This is a genomic window from Hallella mizrahii (assembly GCF_009695775.1).
In the GTDB taxonomy this organism is placed as follows: Bacteria; Bacteroidota; Bacteroidia; order Bacteroidales; family Bacteroidaceae; genus Prevotella; species Prevotella mizrahii.
Genome location: NZ_VUNG01000053.1, coordinates 1 through 19,709, shown reverse-complemented (window position 1 = coordinate 19,709; position 19,709 = coordinate 1). Strand labels below are relative to the sequence as shown.

Genomic DNA, 19,709 nt, shown 5'->3' with positions numbered 1-19,709 from the left:
ACAGCAAACAAAAGGAATTATACGACATTGTGTTGCAAAATGACGCTAAAAAATAACGCGTCTTGAGAGAACTGTATCTAACTGACCATAAAATCGGTCTTGGGTGGCGCAAAATAGGAAAACAGGTCAGAAAAAACAAACGTTTTCTATGGCTTATGGTTGTTATCATATTAGCTTGCTTTGTCAAGAGTAGACTTGATAATGGTCCTGGGTCACGCGACATTGCAGTTAAGTTACTTTGTGCTCCACTTATATTTAGTTGCTTCCCCATAATCCCAAAAGGAAAATTATTTTGGAGAAAAGCTACTAGGGTGTTGTTTGGGTTCTATATTATAGAATGTGGATTAGCTATATTTGAAAGAGTTACTTTAATAAATATTTTCCCATGGATAGAAGGCGATGATAGTTCATTTAATATGGACACTGGTATTGCTGGATTTAGAAGTTTTGCATTATTAGGTCATCCATTAATGAACGCTTTACCAGTATGTACGATGATGGCATTTATCTTATGTTCACAATCTTTAAGTTGGAAAAAGAAAATGTCATTGTGGGTATTGGGATATATAACGTTGCTATGTTTTAACACTAGAGGATCTATAGTTGGAGCAGCATTAATCTTAGGTTTATATGTATTAAAAGAGTACTTTACTGACAAAAAGTTGTCTTTTGCAAAAAAGAATTTAGCTCTAATTGGATTAATAGCTGGAACTAGTGCATTAGTCTTTATAGCTATACATTTTCAATTAGGTGGTCGATTACTTGAAATGGGATTATTTGACCAAGAAAGTGCGCAAGTACGAGTAAATACATGGGATATCTTCAACTACTTTGACATGGGAGCTTTCCTATGGGGAATGGATCAAAATACACGCACAATGGTTATCTACCAGTCGGGCTTGTGGACGACGGAAAACTTCTGGATTGATTACATGCTGATAATTGGCTTAGTCCCTTTAGCTATAATTTTAGTTTTTTACATCATATCCATTAAGGATTTGTACAAAGGCTATAAAAAGTTCGATGTTCTCATAACGGTAGCTTCATTTATATTAATTGCTTCCACTAACAATAGTTTGTCTGCGACATGGATACCATTATTTTTGTACTTAATGATGATTTCATGCTTTTCATTTAAAGAAGGAATTTCTGACAATTTAGAGAAGCATTGAGAAAGTAGATTGATAGATGTCAGAAAATATAGATGAAAGGATGAATAATAAAAAGTATGGGATGATATTGGAAGAACATACCTACCCAATAAGGCTGAGCGAATAATATTCAGATATTTGTCATCATTATTTTTTGTTTAGTGATGTTTCAGAACAGACTTATTAATGACCACGAACAAGATGTTGTACCATATGTTAATAAGTTTATGGAGAATAGGTATTAAAATTACGAAGATAAAAAACAAACAAAAAATAAAATTGAACAGACAACTAAAGATAGCATTACAAAAGACAGTATAGTTTCCGTCGATAAATTTAGAAAGTATAGTTTAAAACGTAAAATGATTCAATATAAAAATAATTAAGTAAGGAAAATTACTAAACAGCCATGGAATTATCAATCATTGTAACATCACAGATTAGGCCAAAAGAGTTTCGTCGACTTATTGACTCCATAAATTCTCAGCAAGGATTTGACTTCCACAATTTACAAGTAATTTTTGTAGATCAGACTGGGGGGGGGCAATAGAGAAACGTTCGATTTATTAAACCCTCTTATAGAAAGGAAATATATAAGCTATCATAGATGCGGTCTTTCTGAAGCTCGTAACCAAGGCATACCATTTGTCAACGGAGACATCATAGGATTTGGTGATGATGATGCATGGTATGATCCTACTACTTTAAGCAAAATCTTCGAATGCTTTAAATGCGAAAGTATAGATGGTATTGGCTGTTGCATAGAAAATGAGAATAATAAATCCTATGCAAACTACCCCATAGATGAGAAACAACTTACTTATGAAAACCACTGCGGAGTTTCTTCTGCTGCAATGTTTCTGCGATATGATAGAAGTATAAGGTTTGACGAAAATATTGGTGTAGGGTCTCCATATAATCTAATGAGTGGTGAGGAAACTGACTACTTATGGACTTACATGGAAAAGCATCCTAAATTCAAGATAGTATTTCACCCTGAAATAATAGTAAGACATCCTGTAGGTGATGAAAAAACTATATCATCAGATAATATAAATAAAGCATATAAATACGCAAGAGGTTACGGCTATATCATTCACAAGCATCCTGTATCTTTAAGATTAAGAATGAAAGCATTTTATAGGCCATTGTTTGGTATGATTTTATATGCACTAAAGAATCCACGACTAAGCAAAAGGTCTTTTATGTTGCTAAAAGGACGTTTAGAGGGTTACTTCTTTAAATTGCCCAAAGCATAAAGATCATTTGTAGAGTCATGGAACTTGGCATACTCATAAAAAATTAAATATCATGACTCTTTCAATAATAGTGACATCGCAAAATCGAGCAAAAGAATTATCCAGATTCTTTGGGAGTATAAACCAGCAACAAGGCATAAATCTGAAAGAAATCCAGATTATATTTGTTGACCAAGGAGATAACAAGAATTTATTTAGTCAGTTAGATGACAGAATAGATAAAGTTTATCTGACATCACAAAGATGCAGTTTGTCAAAGGCTAGAAATATTGCTCTACCTTTCGTAAAATGTGACTTTTTAGCATTCGGCGATGATGATTGCTGGTATACTCGAAATACGCTTCAACAAGTATTTAATGAGTTCTCTAAAGGATACGATGGTGTTATAGGGCATGGATTAGATGCTGAAGGAAAAGAAACAAACTCGCAAGGATTTAAAAAGAAACTAATTTCCCGTAAAGACCAATGTGGAGCTATATCATATTGTATCTTTATGAAATACGATAAGGATTTGCGATTTGATGAAAACATAGGTGTCGGCTCTCCATATAGACTCTCAAGTGGAGAAGAAACAGATTACCTTCTTTCTTATATGGAGATGCATCCAGACTTTAAGATTATCTATAAACCAAATATCATAATTCATCATCCAACTGGTAAGCGGGGTAATTTCTCTGATACTCTCCATAAGGATTATGAATATGCTCGTGGCTGGGGATATGTCCTTCGGAAGCACAAATTGCCATTAAATATATTTGCAAGATCTTTTCTAAGACCTATCTTAGGCATTGTGGTGTTTGGATTAAGTGGCAAACTAAAGCGATGTCAAAAGTCGTACTTATTACTAAAAGGTAGATTGGAGGGATATAAGTTTCAAGTAAAATAGTAAGAAATTAATAACCAACATGAATATTCTGTTTTTTTATAGAGTTTATCCTAACTATGGAGGCGTAGAGGTGGTAACCTCGGTACTTGCCAAACGTTTCGTGGCTGACGGTCATAATGTGACTATAGCTTCTTTGGAGCAACCACATCCTGAACTTAAAGAGCAGGTAATAGAAGGAGTTGAATTAATAGCTTTGCATCATCCTATTTTAGCAAAGGATAATGTGGAACGCTTACATCAAGTAGTTATTGACAAAAAGATAGACATCATTGTTAATCAATGGGGATTACCTTTTAAAAGTACCATGTTGTGCAACAAGGCCATTAAGGGAACTAAGTGCAAGTTGGTATCAGTACTTCATGGAGCTCCAAACATTTCAAAAGTCATCATAAAGGCACAAGACAAGGTTAAGACTGCATCTAATCTTTTTTCAAGACTCTTATATACTGCTGTCTTGAGCGCGAAGGAAGAAGTGATCAAATGGAGTATACGCTATGCCTGTAAGCATAACGAGAAGTATATCATGTTGTCAGATTCTTTTATCAAGCCGCTGATTAACTATGCGCATATCACAGATGCATCCAATATTACGGCAATAGGAAATCCCATAACCATCCCAGTAGACCTGAATGGATTTAGCCTTGACAATAAAAAAAAGCAGATTCTTTATGTGGGTCGCATGGATTATGAGAACAAGCGCGTAAACCGCATTGTTGAAGCTTGGCAGGAAATCGCAGCTAAATATCCTGAGTGGTCATTAATATTGGTTGGTGATGGGCCTCATAAACAGCAACTAATCAATTATGTCAAAGAAAATAATATCGACAGAGTACATTTCGAAGGCTTTCAAGTTGATCCACCAATCCGCTATTACAAGGATGCATCGATATTCATGCTGACATCTGATTTAGAAGGCTTCGGATTAGTCATCATAGAAAGCATGAGCTTTGGTTGTGTCCCTATCGTTTATGGCAGTTACGAGGCTGCATATGATATAATCGATCAGGGGCAATGTGGATTTGTCACGCCTAAACCATATAATAAATCCGAGACCATCAAAAAAATGGAAACTCTTATCAATGATGATACACTGAGGAGAGAGATGGCGATTAAGGCTATGGAAAAGGCAAAGCAGTTTTCCATTGATAGTATTTCTAAGAAATGGTACGATTTGTTTGAAGAAGTTTTGAGAAGCTACTTCCATTGATAAATTATACAATCCTTAAAATATAATTTTATAGATAGTAAGTTAAAATGAAACATAGTAGATTGTATGCTATAGCATGTTTCTTAGTCATCTCGCTATTAGATTTTCCTAAAGGATTTGCACAAAGTGTACTATGCGAAGAAAAGCCCGAGTGGGAGGAAAATTTCTCTGAGGGTGGAACACCAAGTGCTCTGTGGATACATAGTAATCTGGATAAAGCCCGCAGGGCTGAGGATAATAGGTATGATATTTTTCAGAAGAATGGAAAACTGAATATTAAATTTATCGGCAAGACAAGTGAAAACGAATATCTTGCAATGATGTTCACCTCAAAAAAAATAGCTATGAGATATGGTAAAATAGCTGTTAGAGCAAAGGTTCCTGCGGTAAAAGGAATTTGGCCAGGTATATGGCTAAGGGAAACACGAGGGATAAATTCTAAAGTCAGAGGTGAAGTTGACCTTATGGAATGGATTTCGTGCTTCAATAGAAATAAATTCCAAGCTAATTTCCACTTATGGGGTGAATTTAATGGTAAAGTAAATAATCATGTCCAATATCCTAAATGGTTTGAAAAAAAATCATTCGATGTAGCAAAATATCACATTTATTCTGCTGAATGGGACAAGGAAAAACTTATCATTAGAATTGATGATGAGTTGGTCGGAATTTGGTATGCTAAGGATTATGTCACATGGCCCTTTGATACTACATACGAACTTTGCCTTGATTTAGGGTATGGTGGCTGGGGCGCGTCATGTGGATATGACCGATCTCTATTGCCTCAGACTATGAAAGTTGATTGGGTGAAATATTATAAAGCACTTCCGTAGAAACAGCCTCATTGTAAGTCCTTATAAGAATGGACAAGCTAAGCATATGTCATTTCATTCATAAGGGAAGATATTTTATCAGAATTCTATTTAGGCAATGGTTCAGAATAAAAAAATAATCTCAGGTCTTGATGCTATAAAGTTCATTATGGCCTTATTTATCGTTGATATCCATGTTAAAGGTAGCAACGTACTACCCCCCCCCATTTTAGGAAGTCTAATTCATCCGTTTGAGGGATTGGCTGTTCCCACTTTCTTCGTAATATCAGCCTTTTTGTTCTTCTCAAAGTTGAGAAAGCAATCAAAACAACTTCAATGCTTAGCCCATTATGAAAAAAGATTACTTGTGCTATATGGCTTTTGGACTATCGTTTGGATGCCTATCATATTAATGCAGCGAACGGAGTATCGACAGGGTTCAGTATTTCATGGAATATGCTTAATAGTAAAGGACTTCTTTTTAAAGACACTTTCGATGCTAGTTGGTTCTTTGTTGCATTACTAATTGGAGTGCCTGTTATTTATGGCTTAGGTAAAGTTTTTACGGAATGGGGCGTTTGGATAATACCTTTTGGTCTTAGACAAATAATATATCACACATCCGAAATGCCAATAAGCATCCAGAAAGGACTTCATTGGTTTATAGATAACATTAATCCGAATCCGGGACTTTCATTCCTTGAGGGTCTGCTCTGGATATCAATAGGCTACATACTTTCTAACGGAAAAGTAGTTGACACAATAAAAAGAATACCAAACAAGATAGCATGGCTGTCTGTATTGGCGTACTTCTTACTTGAGGGTTACATTCCATATGTAGGTCAGATATTAGTAGTTATTATGCTTTTCATTTCAGCTTACACTTGGAATTTACCTTCTAATGACATACTCTATAAACGTTTAAGGGTTTACAGCATCATCTTTTATTGTGTACATGACAGCTTCAAAAAGATACCCAAATATCTTTTTAGCAGTATGCACAATGGACCATTACTCTATGTCATTACATTGATTGTCTGTTGGCTATCGTCTGAAATCATCATCAGAATGAAAGACGTGCGCGGCTTTCAGTGGCTTAGGTACGCATATTAATTTTAAATTTTATGTCTCCACTTATTGATAAGATACTTTCTACGGACAAGCAGTCCGTCGAACAGATATTAAAGGGAGGAGAAGGAATTTTCACCTTTCTCAATCCCGTGTCTTACCTTGATGCATTAAAGCACAAGGAGTTGTTTTCGTCTTTTGATGGCATCTTTGCTGACGGCGGATTGCTCGTTAAGGCCATCAAGATAGCTTATGGTGCTACCGTCAAGAGGCGGAGCTTTGATATGACGAGTCTTGCACCGATTGTCTTCTCATACGCTGCCAAGACAGGGAAGTCGGTGGCAATTGTTGCCACGAAGCAGGAGATGGTAGAGAAGGCTGTGGCGAACCTTGAAAAGAGTTTCAAAGGACTGAACATCTGCTATTATCGCAATGGCTACTTCAAAGGTGAGCAGGAGATGGACGACGAGGCTAAGAAGATTGTTTCTTTACATCCTGACATCCTTATCGTTGGCATGGGTATCATCAAGCAGGAGCAGTTCTTGTTGAAAGTTCGTGATGCGGGTTATCAAGGTATCGGCTTCACCTGCGGCGGTTTCATCCACCAGACAGCACAAGACAAGGCTGAGTATTATCCCGACTGGGTTGACAAACATGGACTACGTTTTGTGTACCGGATGTATAAAGAGCCCCACACAAGAAAGAGGTACGTCAAGGCAGCGTTTGTGTTCCCTGTGAGGTTCATGTTTGAGAAGCTAACGGGAAAGTGATTGATACAACAATGAACGTTGACACTTATCTTGAATTCCTCCGTTTTGCTCTGAACGATTATGGTTCCGTGCCTGACAGCGTTGCCAATATTAATTGGCAGGACTTGCTAAGGTTTGCAAAGGAGCAAGCTGTTGTCGGCATATATGCTCATCGTATATTGTTCGACAATGACAAGTTGAATGATTGTAAATGGCTTGGTAATAGGCCTAATGAGGACAATGTGATGGATTGGATGGGCGAAGTGGCAAAATTGCGCAAGCGCAACCATCTGTTGTTTGAGAAGTCGGCAGACATTGCGCACCGGTTTAACAATGACGGGTTCGACTGCTGCATACTGAAAGGACAGGGAAATGCCTTACACTATCCAATGCCTGAACTGAGGACATCCGGGGATATTGATATTTGGACGTGGCCACAGAAAGAAGAAAATTCGGTACGTGACAAGATCGGAAATTATGTCCGTAAATCATTTCCTGAAGCCAAGATGATGTACCTCCATATCGACTACCCTATCTATAATAAGGTACCCGTTGAAGTACATGTCTATCCATCAATTCTCAATAATCCTTTTAGAAACAAGAGACTTCAACGTTATTTCGACAGTCAGAGCTTAGAGGTAAGCAATCATCTTGTCACATATAATTCGGCAGAGGACTGTTTCACCTTTCCTACCCCTACTGATAGTTTCAACCGAATATTTGAGTTGTGTCATATTATGCACCACGAGTTTGACGAGGGCATAGGCCTCCGGCAACTTATAGACTACTTCTATCTGCTTCGACGCGGCTTTACCGAAGAAGAACGGCAGCATGACTGCAAATTATTGTCAAATTTCGGGATGTTCCGCTTTGCCGCTGCTGTGATGAACATCATGAAGAATGTGTTAGGTCTGGAAGATGAATATCTCCTGATGCCACCTGATGAGAAGGCAGGTCGATTGCTATTGCGCGACATTATACGTGGGGGCAACTTCGGAAAATACAATAAGTCTTTTGCACATGATGGAAAGGACATCAACCCCCGTCGATATTTCTATAAGACGTTCCATAATCTAAGTCTCGCAATGTATTATCCAAGTGAAACGCTGTGGGAGCCACTGTTCCGCACCTGGCATTTCTTTTGGAGAAAGACAAACAAGTAAGTGAATACAATGACATACGAGGATATTTGGCAGAAGATAAAAAGGATGAGCCAACATAATCGCAAACATTTGGCTTATGAGATGACGCTTGTGGGCTTGAACGTTGGTTACATCCATCCACATTACTACTTTGACGCAAAGACGGTACACGACATATTATTCTACCCATCTAACAACCAGCGTGAAGTTGATGACAAGGATGGAACATATTACAATGCACTGAAAAATATCATTGAGAACGACGAGGAGATACATGTGCGTTTTAAACGATTTGCGTGGTTGCCTCGCTTCATCAACGATTGGCGTGAAGACAAAATCGTGAAGGACTACATCTGCTCGCGCATAAATGAAGAGTATGTAAACGCCTGGTATAAGATCTTATCAGGTAAAAGTTTGGCTGGTGAACGACCGCGCTCGCTATTCCTTACACTGTCAAACGGAAGTGAGGTGGTATATAAGATGACGGAATGCTCCCATAAGAATGGTTACGAATATCTGACGTTTGTTCAATCTTTGAAATGATGAATCCCATTCAGAATACAGAGGGCTCTAAAGCAAGCTGATGGTGTCGAAGCGTAAGACCATAAAGCAGGACGATCTGTGGAACCAGAAGTGGCAGGCGTACAAGGATTTCATGGTGAAGAATAAACGTCGCCCGTCAAAACATCGCGCCGAGGACTTGGTACTGTTCGACTGGTTCAAGCACAGCAAGAAACTGCTCAAGCGGGGCCAGATGAAGGCAGACCGTATTGGCAAGTTCAAACAGCTGCTTAGTGAGGCAGATAACTTGCCACGCAAAAACAACTACAGGTACTCAGACGTAGGAATGTATGTCAAGCCGAATAGAATCCACTTGTATGATTACCAAGAAGAAATGCTATCGCGGGTAGAAACAGAGTTCCACCGGCACCGTTCGCTGATGGTTCAGATGCCTACAGGCACTGGAAAAACTTATCTTCTGGTAGCAGTTGTTTCTGACTTCATTCGTAACACCGGTGGACACGTGTGGATAGTGACACACCGAAGAGAGCTTGTACAACAGGTAAAGTCTACCATCAGAAAGTTCAAGGACTTAGTTGATGATGCCACAGACATAGAGAAACACGCAACCGTCTATTCCATACAATGGCTGACACGGCATTATGGAGAAGTGGAGAAAAAGCCTGGCCTGATAATAATTGACGAGGCGCACCATGCTGTAGCAAAAACATATTCATCAGTCATCAACGCATTTCCACAGTCTAAAATCTTGGGATTGACTGCCACACCATGCAGGTTGACTGCCCAGCCGTTTACCGATTTGTTCGAGGAGCTGCTTCAGTCGTGGACTATAGGTGAGTTCATTGCCAAGAAATACCTTTCCTTGTATGACTATATGTCAGTAAGGCCAAGCAGTGCCGATATAAGGATTATCAACGGATTGAACAGACGTGGTGTTGACGGCGATTTCTCCGTGAGGGAAATGGCCGAGAAGCTTGACATACGTCCTTCGCTACAAAGGCTGTGCGACACTGTACTCAGATACGCCAAGAACAAGAAGGGGATCGTATATGCTATCAATATACAGCATGCCGAGCATATAGCCGAGTTCTACCGTGAGAACGGAATCAAGGCAGAGGCGGTAAGCAACAAAACACCAACCCGGAAGCGTAATGACATCCTTAAAAGGTTCAAGGAAACCCCAACAGATGGGTCTAGACCATTGCGTGATGATGACATTCAGGTCATTGTCAATGTACAACTGTTCGACGAGGGCTGGGACGTGCCTGACGCAGAATTTATCCAGCTTGCAAGACCTACCCTTTCTCTCTCCAAGTACTTGCAGATGGTTGGCAGAGGCCTGAGGGTATATGGTGGAAAGAAATTCTGTATTATCCTAGACAACGTTGGCAGCTATAGACTCTTCGGGCTGCCGTCTGATGAACGTGACTGGGAGAGGATGTTTGAAGGGAAGTTGGCTGGAAAAGGCATGGTTGACGAGAACAGCCTGTCTGACCAATTCGATAACCACGATTATGTGGAGGAAGTCTCCGACGACAGTGACACCGACATGATGATGCTGCTAGACCACAGCGGACTAAGTGGTGATTTAAATGAGAACTTCGGATATAAAATTGTCAAAGGCAGAAAAGGACTTTATGGCATTGTTGACAAGGACGGCAATGAAATTATTCCGTGTGAGCATGGCAAGATAACGCTCAGGCCTAACGCCATAGCCCAACTTTTTGACAAGGATGGCAGCGAGACTGACGACTCGTGGATAGACCTTATAAGCGGGGTGAGATTCCGGTTTGAACCAAGTGTCACAAGAAAGGACAGTCTTGAACTGACCACCAGGGACAAATTCAAGTTCTACCCGAGGGTGAAGTCGAAGTGGATGAACTCTGAGGCGTATACCTTGAGGGAGATACTGAACTGTGGAGTCGATGACGGTCTTCGTTTCAGAAACTTTTATATTCAGCCGTCTGAGCCCCGGAAACTGTACAAGTACGTGGAGAGGATTGATAACAAAACCCTGTACGTTGACGAGGACGAAAACTATTTCGTAAGGACTGATTACGAGCAGCCTCTGAAGAAGACTACTCTGGAGGAATGGAAAGAAGACAAGCAAAGCAGGAAAGATGAGCTCAGTACCACTGGCTTGGATGATGGTGGAGAATGGTACTGGAACTGGGCGAGTGACTATCGAAAGAATGGAGGAAAGACTGTGAAAATTGGATTTTTAGAGTTTACAGAAAAGGAAGGTGGTTACCAATACAATTACGACACATCACAAATATCTTTCAGAAGAGATGAGTTCATAGTTCCTCACTTGATACGAAGGCAGATAAGGATGCGGGAAGACATTTGTTTCCTTGGTGACAACTATATCGTGACGAAATCCCGTCCGCATGTATTGTTCCATATCTACCAGCGGTACATTGATGGCAGACGCTTCGATGTGGAGTTTTACGCTTATCCAAGCATGCGTTATTATTGCCGCAGACTATACTATGACGGCAATAATCCTCCAATAGTCGGAAACAGCGAGATAAGGGATGCTTCCGATGTCGATAGGGAAAGGTCTGACAAGCGGTGGAAAAAGCTCAGAGAAGAAATGCAATAAATCTGTTAGAGGCAGAGCTATGTGAAGGTTTCGATGGATGTGATTTTAAAATGAGGCATGTATGAAGTACGACAAGTTGACGATAATAGGACTGCCGAAGAAGTTCAAGGTGTATTATGCATTGGATTATCTCTATCCGGACGGCCAGCTGCCGGACAATCCCGATGAAATCCTCTATGATGAGTAGCCGGCAGATGGCGATGAGGGTGAGGATGCGATGATGGTGTATGAATACAATAAGTCGGCGACCGGAGTATATTTAGCTTACAATGAGACCGTGCATGCACTGTCATTTGAGTTGTCGCCCTAGGCATCGGACGCAGATGTGAAGTTATATGTGAAGCTTGTCAATATGGTGCTGAAGAAGCATCCGCGTGCAAAGCTCTATGCACAATATGATATTCTCAAGGGACTGACGGAGGAGGATGAGAAGAAGATGATTGCCGACCGCCAAAGCTATGTGAAGCGTCTGTTGAAGACCAAGGAAGGCTTCACAATGGAAGGACTTTTCCATGGCTTTACACTGAAGGTCGCCCATCTCCGCCCTGCTCCAACCATCGACATACAAGCAAGAGACCTGCGCCAGTTGTTTGCCGATATGCAGTGGGAGAAAGAGGGAAAAGAGGAGGAAAAGCAATAATGAGCTAGGGGAAGCCGTTCTTGTTAATGATATCAGAATAGCATACGTCAATGACGATCAAGAAGTATATTCATCTTTATCCCTATCAGTCCGAGATGGTTAGCAGAATTGAGAAGGCTTTTGAGTCTTTTCGTTCTGTGATGGTGCAGATGCCCACCGGCACCGGCAAGACCCATGTTATTGCTGCTGTTACTAAGAGCTATATCAGTAAAGGACATGCGGTGTTTGTAATTGCCCATAGACGAGAGCTTGTCGCACAGGCTGAAAATACCCTACAGCTTTACATCGACGAGAAGGACATGAAGAAGGTTGAAGTCTTTTCTGTTCAGTGGTTGAACAGACATGTCTCTGAAATTACGTCAAGACCTTCGCTTATAGTTATAGACGAGGCTCATCATTCTGTAGCAAAGACATATACATCGATTATTGAGGCTTTTCCCAAGGCAAAGATTGTGGGACTGACAGCAACACCTTGCAGGTTGAACGGGCATCCTTTTACCGACCTGTTTGATGTATTGTTGCAATCCCATCCTATAAACTGGTTCATAGCCAAAGAGTATCTCTCGCTCTATGACTATATGTCGGTGAAGCCTGACAATGAGGATGTGAGGATTATTAACAATCTGCGTAAGCGAGGAGCCGACGGCGACTTCTCCGTGAGGGAGATGAGCGAAAAATTAGACTTGCGTCCATCTCTTGAAAGGTTGTGTGACACGATAACGAGATATGCCAAAGGAAAGAAAGGAATAGTTTACGCCATAGACATAAAGCATGCCGAGCATATTGCCGAGATATACCAAATGAACGGAATAAAGGCAATAGCCATCAGCAGCAAGACACCTGACAAAGACAGGAATGAGATTCTTGAGAGATTTAGAAACACGCAAACAGACGTCAACAAGCCTTTAAAAGAAAGTGATATACAAGTAATTGTCAACGTCTCACTTTTTGATGAAGGCCTTGACTGCCCGGATGTGGAATTCATACAAATGGCAAGACCGACATTGTCACTGTCCAAATACCTGCAGATGGTAGGCAGGGGACTTCGCGTTTATGACGGTAAGCGATGTTGTCTGATATTGGACAATGTTGGCAATTACCGACTTTTCGGACTCCCATCCGATGACCGTGACTGGGAAGCTATGTTTGTCGGAAGCACGAAGGGTAAGGGTGACATAAAGAATCCATTGTTCAAGAGCATGGATCTCCGGGAAGAAATGCCAGACAGCAAACGTACCGAGATGGTAAGTATATTAACTCATCACGAACAGGTAAAGGATTTGGAGGTAGAGTTCGGTTATGCTGTTTTCAAAGGAGATGACGGAAGATGCGGAGTAAAGAACAAGCACGGAGAAGTAGTCGTGCCGGCTATCTACACAGAAATCAAAATATACCCAAATGCCATAGTGAGGATGTCAAAAGAATCCTCAAGCCGTCCTATATGGTTGGATGTTATCAACTTAGTGCCGTTCAGAAAACGACCAACGATAATCCGTTCCGGATGGTTGGAGTTGACAACTATTGACAATACAAGGTTTTATCCTCGTGTTGTGACTCATGAGATGAATGTTGACAGCTATACTAATTCAGATGTCCTTAATGTCGGCATTGAAGATGGCTTGCGTTTCAAGAATTTCTATATCCAGCCGTCAGAGCCTAGAAAACTTTATAAGTACATAGAGAGGCTGGATTTTGTCTTATTGTTTGCTGATGAAGATGGCAATCTTTTTATGAAGGAGGAGTATCAATTGCCATTGAGGCCCATTACTCGAGAGCAATGGCAGAAAAAGATGGATGAAGCGAGGAAGGACTGGGATGATTTAGAGAAAGGCGTAGCCGATGGTTCTATTTTTAAAGAAGAACACTGCATTGTCAATATTGGATTTTTGAAGTTTGACAAATATGGAAATTATTATCGCTTGCACGATGACAAATTGTTTATGCCAGCCATTTACCGTGCCGTTGCAATAAGACTTTTTGGTAAGGTTTGTTTCCTTGGGAATAGCTATATAGTTGTGGAAGGACATCCACATGAACCCTTTAAGATTATTCGTCAATACATTGACGGTCATAGGTTTATCGTCAGATATCATCCCTATGGTTCTCACTACAACAGTACTTATGAGGCAGAGTTGTACTTTGACGGCAAAGGGTCGTATAAACTAACAAATAATAAATGGTTAGGTAATTTGACTGAAAAGGGATATGGATACCTTGGATATAGTTACCCTTAAAGTATGAAAAGTTCGCTTGTATGGCACTGTCATTTCGCTCCTATGGTACCGATAATTTCATTGCCACGGTATTGTGTATCCTCCAACATCCGTCTTTGTCATCTTGGTCCTGTCATCCTGAGCGTCATGGGATGGGTATGCTACTATCAGGAGGAGTTCGAATTTGGGCATTCTAGCTACGCAGCAAAAGATTCTGTTGACTATTACTAGGGATGGAAAACCTAGGATCATGACAAATGCTATGTTGACTGGACATCGGTAACGTTGTCCACTGTTTTTGACGATCATCTGTTCAATGTCAGGGATGCGGAGCTTCGTATGGGCGATTATCTCCATGCCGTCAGAACTGCGCAGCAAATGATTGGCGGCGGATAAGTATAAACAGTCTTACCTTCTCCATTTCCTTCTCTGAGCTTCCTCGTCATCAACTGACATATCCATATTACCATTCAGCTCCCATTCACGGTTAGAGTCAGTGGATCCTCCGGCATCTGGTATAGGTCGCTGAATATTACCACCATCTTCCCTGTTGTCTCTCTGAGGCGGCAGGGAATTTTTGTTTATGGCAGTGTGGAATGACGCATGCAAGCCTCTGCTGACGAGATAGTTCTGACGAAGTTGCTCTGTAACTTCCGTGCGTAATTGGATGGTCTCCCCACTCCATGACACGGAACCCTTGTGAATGCGAGTGCCAAACTGCCGGTAGAGGATACGGTTGATGTCGAGCGTGGTAAGCTTCGGATTGTCGGCCAACAGCTCTTCGATGGTCTTCTCAATCTTGGCAAACCGGGTGGCAGCATCCTCGAATTGCAGCAGCTCCTTTATACTGAGAAACTCGCCGCCTTTGAAGACAGCCTTGTTCTTGTGGTCAACAACAATATAACCATACGGTGTGTCCGCCTTGCCGACGAACACAAGACTGATACCAAACTTCTTCTTCATGTGGGCAGCGAGCTCTTCCTTGTTGGCACTGAGATTACGGTACTTCTGTAGAATGGCGCGTAACTGCTGACGTCGACGATTGTCAGGCTTGTTCTCTTTCAGTGCGTGCTGCATGATGAGTTGCACCTGTATCGTACCCAGCTCTCCCCCACCACGATACAGATGTATGAGCGGTTTCTCGTCATCATCCTTGCAGTCATAACCCAAGCTCTCCATGATGGCACAAAACTGCGCCTTGGACGTGTAGCGATAAGAAAGCGCATCCTTAGCGATGTCGTTGACTTCCGGTTCCTGCTTCTGCCCCATGTATTCCTCCATTATCTTCAGTGTCACCTGATGCGAACGCCGTTTCTCGTGGTTATGGTCAATCTTATGCCCGTCGGGAGCCACACGGGATGTAATGATATGGATATGGTTGTTGTCCGTGTCATGATGGGCATAGACAAGCAGCGGCTGCCCTTCCTCTGCATACCCCATTTCCTTGAGATAACGGTGCGCGATGTCAAGCAGCTGCTCATGGGTGTACTCACTCCCCTTGCAGCTGACCGCTACATGGAACTGAGCGTTTTGGATGTGCGTGTTCCTCGATGAATAGTCGAGGAAAAACTGCCGGAGCTTTTCGGGCGTGTAATTCTCCTGTCTGAGCCCAAGAATGTTCTGAGCTTCCAGGAGCGTAGCCACCCCTTTCTCAACTTTCATCTCGTTATAAGCTATGGCGTGGAAGTTAGCGGAAGACGGAAGAATGGTGATGATCATGTCGATATAAGGCTAATGGTTATACTTCTTCTTGCTTATCTTGAATGGCATCCAGCTCAGCTTTGACAGCCATTATAGCTTTGATAGCTTTTCGGGTCTCTGGAAACAGTATGCTTCGGAAGTAATCCTCGGAAAGTTCACCGGCTATCGCAAGTTCATTTGCCCGGTGCATACACTGGTTGAAATTGCCGCCGAGCCAAGATAGCTGTTGTTGATATTTCTTATAGAACTGAAGCAGCGCCTCCATAGTCTCAATCTTCCCTCTGACCCGCTTGTCGTCGAAGCGTCTGACGGCATCACGCACCATGGCACTCATGTTGCCATCGTAGTTCTGCGCTTTGTTCTGGAACATCTGAGACTCATCAGGAGTGAGACGGATTTCCAAGCGGATACATTTCTTCTTCATAGTTGGATGGATGAATATGTTTCATCTGATAAGGAATAGGGAGTTGCGACCGTTTTTCCTCCCCAGCTCTGCTGGCAAGTGACTTTTGAAGTGCGCTGAGGTGGTAACCGAAGTGTACGTACAAAAGTACAACTTGCTACTCCCAATGGACTGCCGTGGCGGTGGCAAAGCCAAATGATAAGGTTCGTATGCTGGTTTTCAAGCGGATATGTCATTTCATCTATAAATCTTGCGTAATCGTGTATTCATCAGTTTCTCGCAGACTCAGTATTTTACTGGCTCAAACTATGCGATTGTCGACTGTGCAAACCTTCAACATATGTCGCTCCTGCAAACTCTCAACACGTGTCGACTATGCTAACAGTTAACATATGTCGACCGTGTAAACTTTCGACAAGTGTCGACTGTGCAAACTCTCGACATGTGTCGACCGTGCAAACTCTCAACATATGTCGACTGTGCAAACTCTCGACATGTGTAGACCGTGCAAACACTTAACACGAGTCAACTCTGTAGACCCTCAACATGTGTCGAGCGAGTGCAATGAGATTGGCGTAAGCATGGGTACATGCAAGGCATTAACCGGTTCGTCCAAAGCTAAGATACTACTTGTCATACGAGTAAAGTTTTTTCAAGAAATCTACATTAATAAACACCCCGTTCCGACTGTAGCCATGCGAGAAAATATTCTTGCATCGCACATCGTTACAGGCAAAAAACAGCAGATCTTGTGATGGCAGTCCGGAAACATATTCATCATCGATTTGCCAGCCGTTAGCCAAGCCACCCTCGATGCGAAGATACAGTACGTAGTCGCCGGCAGAGACTTTGACATCTCTGCAGTGAATCGGATTCCGTTTGGTCGCTATCTTTATTTTAATGCCCATGACTTTGACGAAGCATACTTGCAAAAAGTCATTGCGGTGCTCTGTCGTATCAAACGGCTTGTTGGCTGTATAGTCTCCACCCGGATGTTCCTTATGGAGCGGAGACAAGATCAGCGTGATGCTATCCATCTGAATGTGTAGCTGCTCTTCCAGCTGTTTACAGAACAACGCAGTCAACATGCAGTGAAAAGGCGTCTCTATGGATCTGTCAACGATGGTCAGTCTTGCATCTTTCCGGCCAGCCAACGCCCTGCGGAAGAGCGCCCAATGTTCCGGGTTCTTCGCTATGATACTTGGCAGGAACGACAGAGTGGTCGTATCATCCTTAAAGAAGACATTAAATGTCAGGATTGATTTTTGGAGCTTCGTTGAGGAATTTACAGTCATAAGAATTAGTTGTTTTGAAAGCAGAAAAGTCTTTTTTTTGTTTTGAATATTTATTGAAAATAATGATTGAAAAACTTGCATAATTCAGAAATTATTCGTATATTTGTAGAGTAATTAAGCGTTAAGTAACATATTTATTCACTCTCAAAAATACACTGTCATGTACGCACTCATCTTACTCTATGGCCTTATCATCTCTGTAATTCTCGGTGCGGTCATCCTCGTACTTAAGATTCTCGGCTACATACTGATGGCGATCGTTACATCACTGGGCTTTTTCCTTCATTGGCTAATCGGAAAGGTCTATCGCAGCATCGTTCCCCGAAGGGAAAGAAGATGATGATATTGGGTTACCGACGAATTTTTGGTTCATTACCATTTGAGCCGCGGATGATTGAAGGATAGATCTCTTAATCGACTGAATAAAGCGACAAAGCCAATGACAGCACATCATAGAGCAGTACAATGAAAGAACGGTACAATGAATAAGTGTACAATTCCCTTTGGTTTGATATGACCTTGTCTGCCCGGCTGCATAATGACAATACGCCGCTTCCTCTTGCGACCAATGCCGGCAGTTACGACAGTGACCTTAGTAGAAACTACCAGGTACGTCTTAGGCCCCATGCATGCAGCCTTGCCGGTTGCATGCTTTGCATGTTTCTTCCTACCACCCTGTCTCCTGGTCATAATCGAATCCTTCCGAATACGCCCAGCTACCATCATCTTCTTACCCTTCCCTAGAAGGAAGATACTGAGGACGCAGCGTGTCTTCTTTCCAATTTCATACTTTCGAACGGCGAGCACAATCATTTGATTTCTTTTCATATAGCAGTATACATTAAAGTTAGATTCATTCAGACAGCTCCTTCAGTTCCATGACTGTCATCTACATGGAGATACCGCAAAGTTAAGCAAAAGAAACTTAAGCCGCAAATGTCAGAAACAAACCTCCTTACGATGAGGAAGAATAAAATCGCGCACTAAAAGGAACCAATGGGAATGTATGAGAAACGTAAGGCAAGGAAAGGAAAAATTGAAAAAGACGAAAAAATTATGTCTGCACCAGTCTGATGCAGATACAGGAAAGCTTCTTCGTGTAATCGCTAAGGAACCCTATACATTGTGATGATGTTCTTTACCGTTAGAACTAAGAATGTGGCGGATAGCTCAAAAATACTAGCGACATATAAATCATCCATGAGATAAAGTGAATGCAATTGATACATTGGCAGGGTACGGTAACGATATGTGAGAATCATTTGAGAACATCCATTAGCAGTGTGTGGTCACTTTTGGACATGCTTCAACGTATGGCGGGCGGGATCTCCCACGTCACCATGTTGGATCAGACAATCGCTGAGTGATACAAGGCAAGAAGGTGACGATGCTCGATGCTTGCCGCCACCATTACATTCCTCAACAGTAAACCGGAAATCTACAAATTGTATTATTGCCTAATAAAACATGCCGATACCATTTCCTTTTCAGCAGCATTCATATTACGACAAAATTCCTCAAAGTCTCCCGGAAGGCCCTGCAATCGTTGCAGAGCGTCTAGTTTTGAGAGCCCCTTGAAAGTGATGCGCCCCCATCATGATTTCTCTGAAAAGCTCTCTGTAAGGATAAACCACTTGATTGGCCGAGATGTATCGGAAGGGAATCGTCCTTCTCTGACGCAGACGGTTCAGCGTTGCCTTGGATACATCCAACACATCAATCAAGTCATTAGTCCACAAGGTCGCATCATCAGCCTCATGCAGTAGCTCTCCTCTCTTCTTAAACTCTCTCAGCATTTCGGAGGCTGAGCTGACAGGTTAGAGATCGCATTCATGATCTCTTCATGTCTTTCTTCGTTCATTTCAGTTTCTAATTAGTATTAGTTTAGGTGACTATATACGACAATACCCCTAACAAAGGGTAACAAAGTAGGGTGTCAAGTTTGTGTATAACTTCATAGCCACTTTAAGGGGCTAATTTATAGTCTTTTACGCATTATAATATATTACCAATAAGTAAATATATATTAACTTTATTTCTTTGTTTATCTTGCTGA

18 protein-coding genes and 1 pseudogene are annotated in these 19,709 nt (G+C 41.6%); 16 read left to right on the top strand and 3 right to left on the bottom strand.

From position 1 onward, the window contains the following. Positions 1-62: 62 nt before the first annotated feature. From FYJ73_RS14230 to FYJ73_RS14175, 15 genes and pseudogenes are all read left to right on the top strand, one after another. Positions 63-1,172: a hypothetical protein gene (locus tag FYJ73_RS14230; protein WP_154535406.1), complete on the top strand. Its 1,110-nt coding sequence runs from the start codon at positions 63-65 to the stop codon at positions 1,170-1,172. A gap of 506 nt (positions 1,173-1,678) precedes the next feature. Next, positions 1,679-1,903: pseudogene (locus tag FYJ73_RS16020) on the top strand (glycosyltransferase); the annotation flags it as partial. Between the two features lie 207 nt (positions 1,904-2,110). Then, positions 2,111-2,410, top strand: a complete 300-nt coding sequence (locus FYJ73_RS16015; RefSeq protein WP_235899391.1) for a hypothetical protein — start codon at positions 2,111-2,113, stop codon at positions 2,408-2,410. Positions 2,411-2,462: 52 nt separating this feature from the next. Then, positions 2,463-3,296: a glycosyltransferase family 2 protein gene (locus FYJ73_RS14220; protein WP_154535405.1), complete on the top strand. Its 834-nt coding sequence runs from the start codon at positions 2,463-2,465 to the stop codon at positions 3,294-3,296. A 19-nt stretch (positions 3,297-3,315) separates the two neighbouring features. Then, the gene (locus FYJ73_RS14215) at positions 3,316-4,503 is read left to right on the top strand and encodes a glycosyltransferase (protein WP_154535404.1); all 1,188 of its coding nucleotides are present in this window, start codon (positions 3,316-3,318) and stop codon (positions 4,501-4,503) included. A gap of 47 nt (positions 4,504-4,550) precedes the next feature. Next, the gene (locus FYJ73_RS14210; RefSeq protein ID WP_154535403.1) at positions 4,551-5,336 is read left to right on the top strand and encodes a glycoside hydrolase family 16 protein; all 786 of its coding nucleotides are present in this window, start codon (positions 4,551-4,553) and stop codon (positions 5,334-5,336) included. Positions 5,337-5,433: 97 nt separating this feature from the next. Further along, positions 5,434-5,841, top strand: coding sequence for an acyltransferase family protein (locus FYJ73_RS16340; RefSeq protein ID WP_154535402.1), 408 nt, complete (start codon positions 5,434-5,436; stop codon positions 5,839-5,841). Continuing rightward, positions 5,772-6,428, top strand: a complete 657-nt coding sequence (locus FYJ73_RS15775; RefSeq protein ID WP_206081797.1) for a hypothetical protein — start codon at positions 5,772-5,774, stop codon at positions 6,426-6,428. Before FYJ73_RS16340 ends, FYJ73_RS15775 begins: the two co-directional genes overlap by 70 nt. Positions 6,429-6,439: 11 nt before the next feature. Continuing rightward, entirely contained in the window at positions 6,440-7,153 is a 714-nt protein-coding gene (locus FYJ73_RS14200; protein WP_154535401.1) for a WecB/TagA/CpsF family glycosyltransferase, read from the top strand. A gap of 11 nt (positions 7,154-7,164) precedes the next feature. Then, positions 7,165-8,295 (top strand): nucleotidyltransferase family protein, encoded by a 1,131-nt coding sequence (locus tag FYJ73_RS14195; RefSeq protein WP_154535400.1) that lies wholly within the window; start codon positions 7,165-7,167, stop codon positions 8,293-8,295. A 45-nt stretch (positions 8,296-8,340) separates the two neighbouring features. Continuing rightward, positions 8,341-8,817, top strand: coding sequence for a hypothetical protein (locus FYJ73_RS14190; protein WP_154535399.1), 477 nt, complete (start codon positions 8,341-8,343; stop codon positions 8,815-8,817). A gap of 112 nt (positions 8,818-8,929) precedes the next feature. Next, on the top strand, positions 8,930-11,401 hold the full coding sequence (locus FYJ73_RS14185; RefSeq protein ID WP_206081796.1) for a DEAD/DEAH box helicase: 2,472 nt from the start codon (positions 8,930-8,932) through the stop codon (positions 11,399-11,401). A gap of 61 nt (positions 11,402-11,462) precedes the next feature. After that, complete coding sequence (locus FYJ73_RS16180; RefSeq protein ID WP_262885130.1) at positions 11,463-11,588, top strand: hypothetical protein; 126 nt, start codon at positions 11,463-11,465, stop codon at positions 11,586-11,588. A 138-nt stretch (positions 11,589-11,726) separates the two neighbouring features. Further along, on the top strand, positions 11,727-12,041 hold the full coding sequence (locus FYJ73_RS14180; RefSeq protein ID WP_154535397.1) for a hypothetical protein: 315 nt from the start codon (positions 11,727-11,729) through the stop codon (positions 12,039-12,041). 50 nt (positions 12,042-12,091) lie between these two features. Next, positions 12,092-14,275 (top strand): DEAD/DEAH box helicase, encoded by a 2,184-nt coding sequence (locus FYJ73_RS14175; RefSeq protein ID WP_154535396.1) that lies wholly within the window; start codon positions 12,092-12,094, stop codon positions 14,273-14,275. Between the two features lie 387 nt (positions 14,276-14,662). Here the strand turns inward: FYJ73_RS14175 and FYJ73_RS14170 are convergent, their stop codons facing one another. From FYJ73_RS14170 to FYJ73_RS14160, 3 genes are all read right to left on the bottom strand, one after another. Beyond that, positions 14,663-15,973 (bottom strand): relaxase/mobilization nuclease domain-containing protein, encoded by a 1,311-nt coding sequence (locus FYJ73_RS14170; RefSeq protein WP_154535395.1) that lies wholly within the window; start codon positions 15,971-15,973, stop codon positions 14,663-14,665. Positions 15,974-15,992: 19 nt separating this feature from the next. Then, a complete protein-coding gene (locus FYJ73_RS14165; protein WP_154535394.1) occupies positions 15,993-16,379 on the bottom strand; it encodes a hypothetical protein in 387 nt (128 codons plus the stop codon). 605 nt (positions 16,380-16,984) lie between these two features. Further along, a complete protein-coding gene (locus tag FYJ73_RS14160) occupies positions 16,985-17,734 on the bottom strand; it encodes a hypothetical protein (protein WP_235899390.1) in 750 nt (249 codons plus the stop codon). Positions 17,735-17,813: 79 nt separating this feature from the next. Here FYJ73_RS14160 and FYJ73_RS14155 point away from each other — a divergent pair, with 79 nt between their 5' ends. After that, positions 17,814-17,993, top strand: coding sequence for a hypothetical protein (locus tag FYJ73_RS14155; RefSeq protein ID WP_154535392.1), 180 nt, complete (start codon positions 17,814-17,816; stop codon positions 17,991-17,993). Positions 17,994-19,709 lie beyond the last annotated feature (1,716 nt).

Coding starts and splice junctions, on each gene's coding strand:
- FYJ73_RS14185 (WP_206081796.1), top strand. CDS start 8,930: ATGGTGAAGAATAAACGTCGCCCGTCAAAACATCGCGCCGAGGACTTG.
- FYJ73_RS14200 (WP_154535401.1), top strand. CDS start 6,440: ATGTCTCCACTTATTGATAAGATACTTTCTACGGACAAGCAGTCCGTC.
- FYJ73_RS15775 (WP_206081797.1), top strand. CDS start 5,772: ATGCTTAATAGTAAAGGACTTCTTTTTAAAGACACTTTCGATGCTAGT.
- FYJ73_RS14175 (WP_154535396.1), top strand. CDS start 12,092: ATGACGATCAAGAAGTATATTCATCTTTATCCCTATCAGTCCGAGATG.
- FYJ73_RS14160 (WP_235899390.1), bottom strand. CDS start 17,734: ATGCAAGTTTTTCAATCATTATTTTCAATAAATATTCAAAACAAAAAA.
- FYJ73_RS16180 (WP_262885130.1), top strand. CDS start 11,463: ATGAAGTACGACAAGTTGACGATAATAGGACTGCCGAAGAAGTTCAAG.
- FYJ73_RS14195 (WP_154535400.1), top strand. CDS start 7,165: ATGAACGTTGACACTTATCTTGAATTCCTCCGTTTTGCTCTGAACGAT.
- FYJ73_RS14170 (WP_154535395.1), bottom strand. CDS start 15,973: ATGATCATCACCATTCTTCCGTCTTCCGCTAACTTCCACGCCATAGCT.
- FYJ73_RS14190 (WP_154535399.1), top strand. CDS start 8,341: ATGAGCCAACATAATCGCAAACATTTGGCTTATGAGATGACGCTTGTG.
- FYJ73_RS14165 (WP_154535394.1), bottom strand. CDS start 16,379: ATGAAGAAGAAATGTATCCGCTTGGAAATCCGTCTCACTCCTGATGAG.
- FYJ73_RS14220 (WP_154535405.1), top strand. CDS start 2,463: ATGACTCTTTCAATAATAGTGACATCGCAAAATCGAGCAAAAGAATTA.
- FYJ73_RS14215 (WP_154535404.1), top strand. CDS start 3,316: ATGAATATTCTGTTTTTTTATAGAGTTTATCCTAACTATGGAGGCGTA.
- FYJ73_RS14155 (WP_154535392.1), top strand. CDS start 17,814: ATGTACGCACTCATCTTACTCTATGGCCTTATCATCTCTGTAATTCTC.
- FYJ73_RS14210 (WP_154535403.1), top strand. CDS start 4,551: ATGAAACATAGTAGATTGTATGCTATAGCATGTTTCTTAGTCATCTCG.
- FYJ73_RS16015 (WP_235899391.1), top strand. CDS start 2,111: ATGGAAAAGCATCCTAAATTCAAGATAGTATTTCACCCTGAAATAATA.
- FYJ73_RS16340 (WP_154535402.1), top strand. CDS start 5,434: ATGGTTCAGAATAAAAAAATAATCTCAGGTCTTGATGCTATAAAGTTC.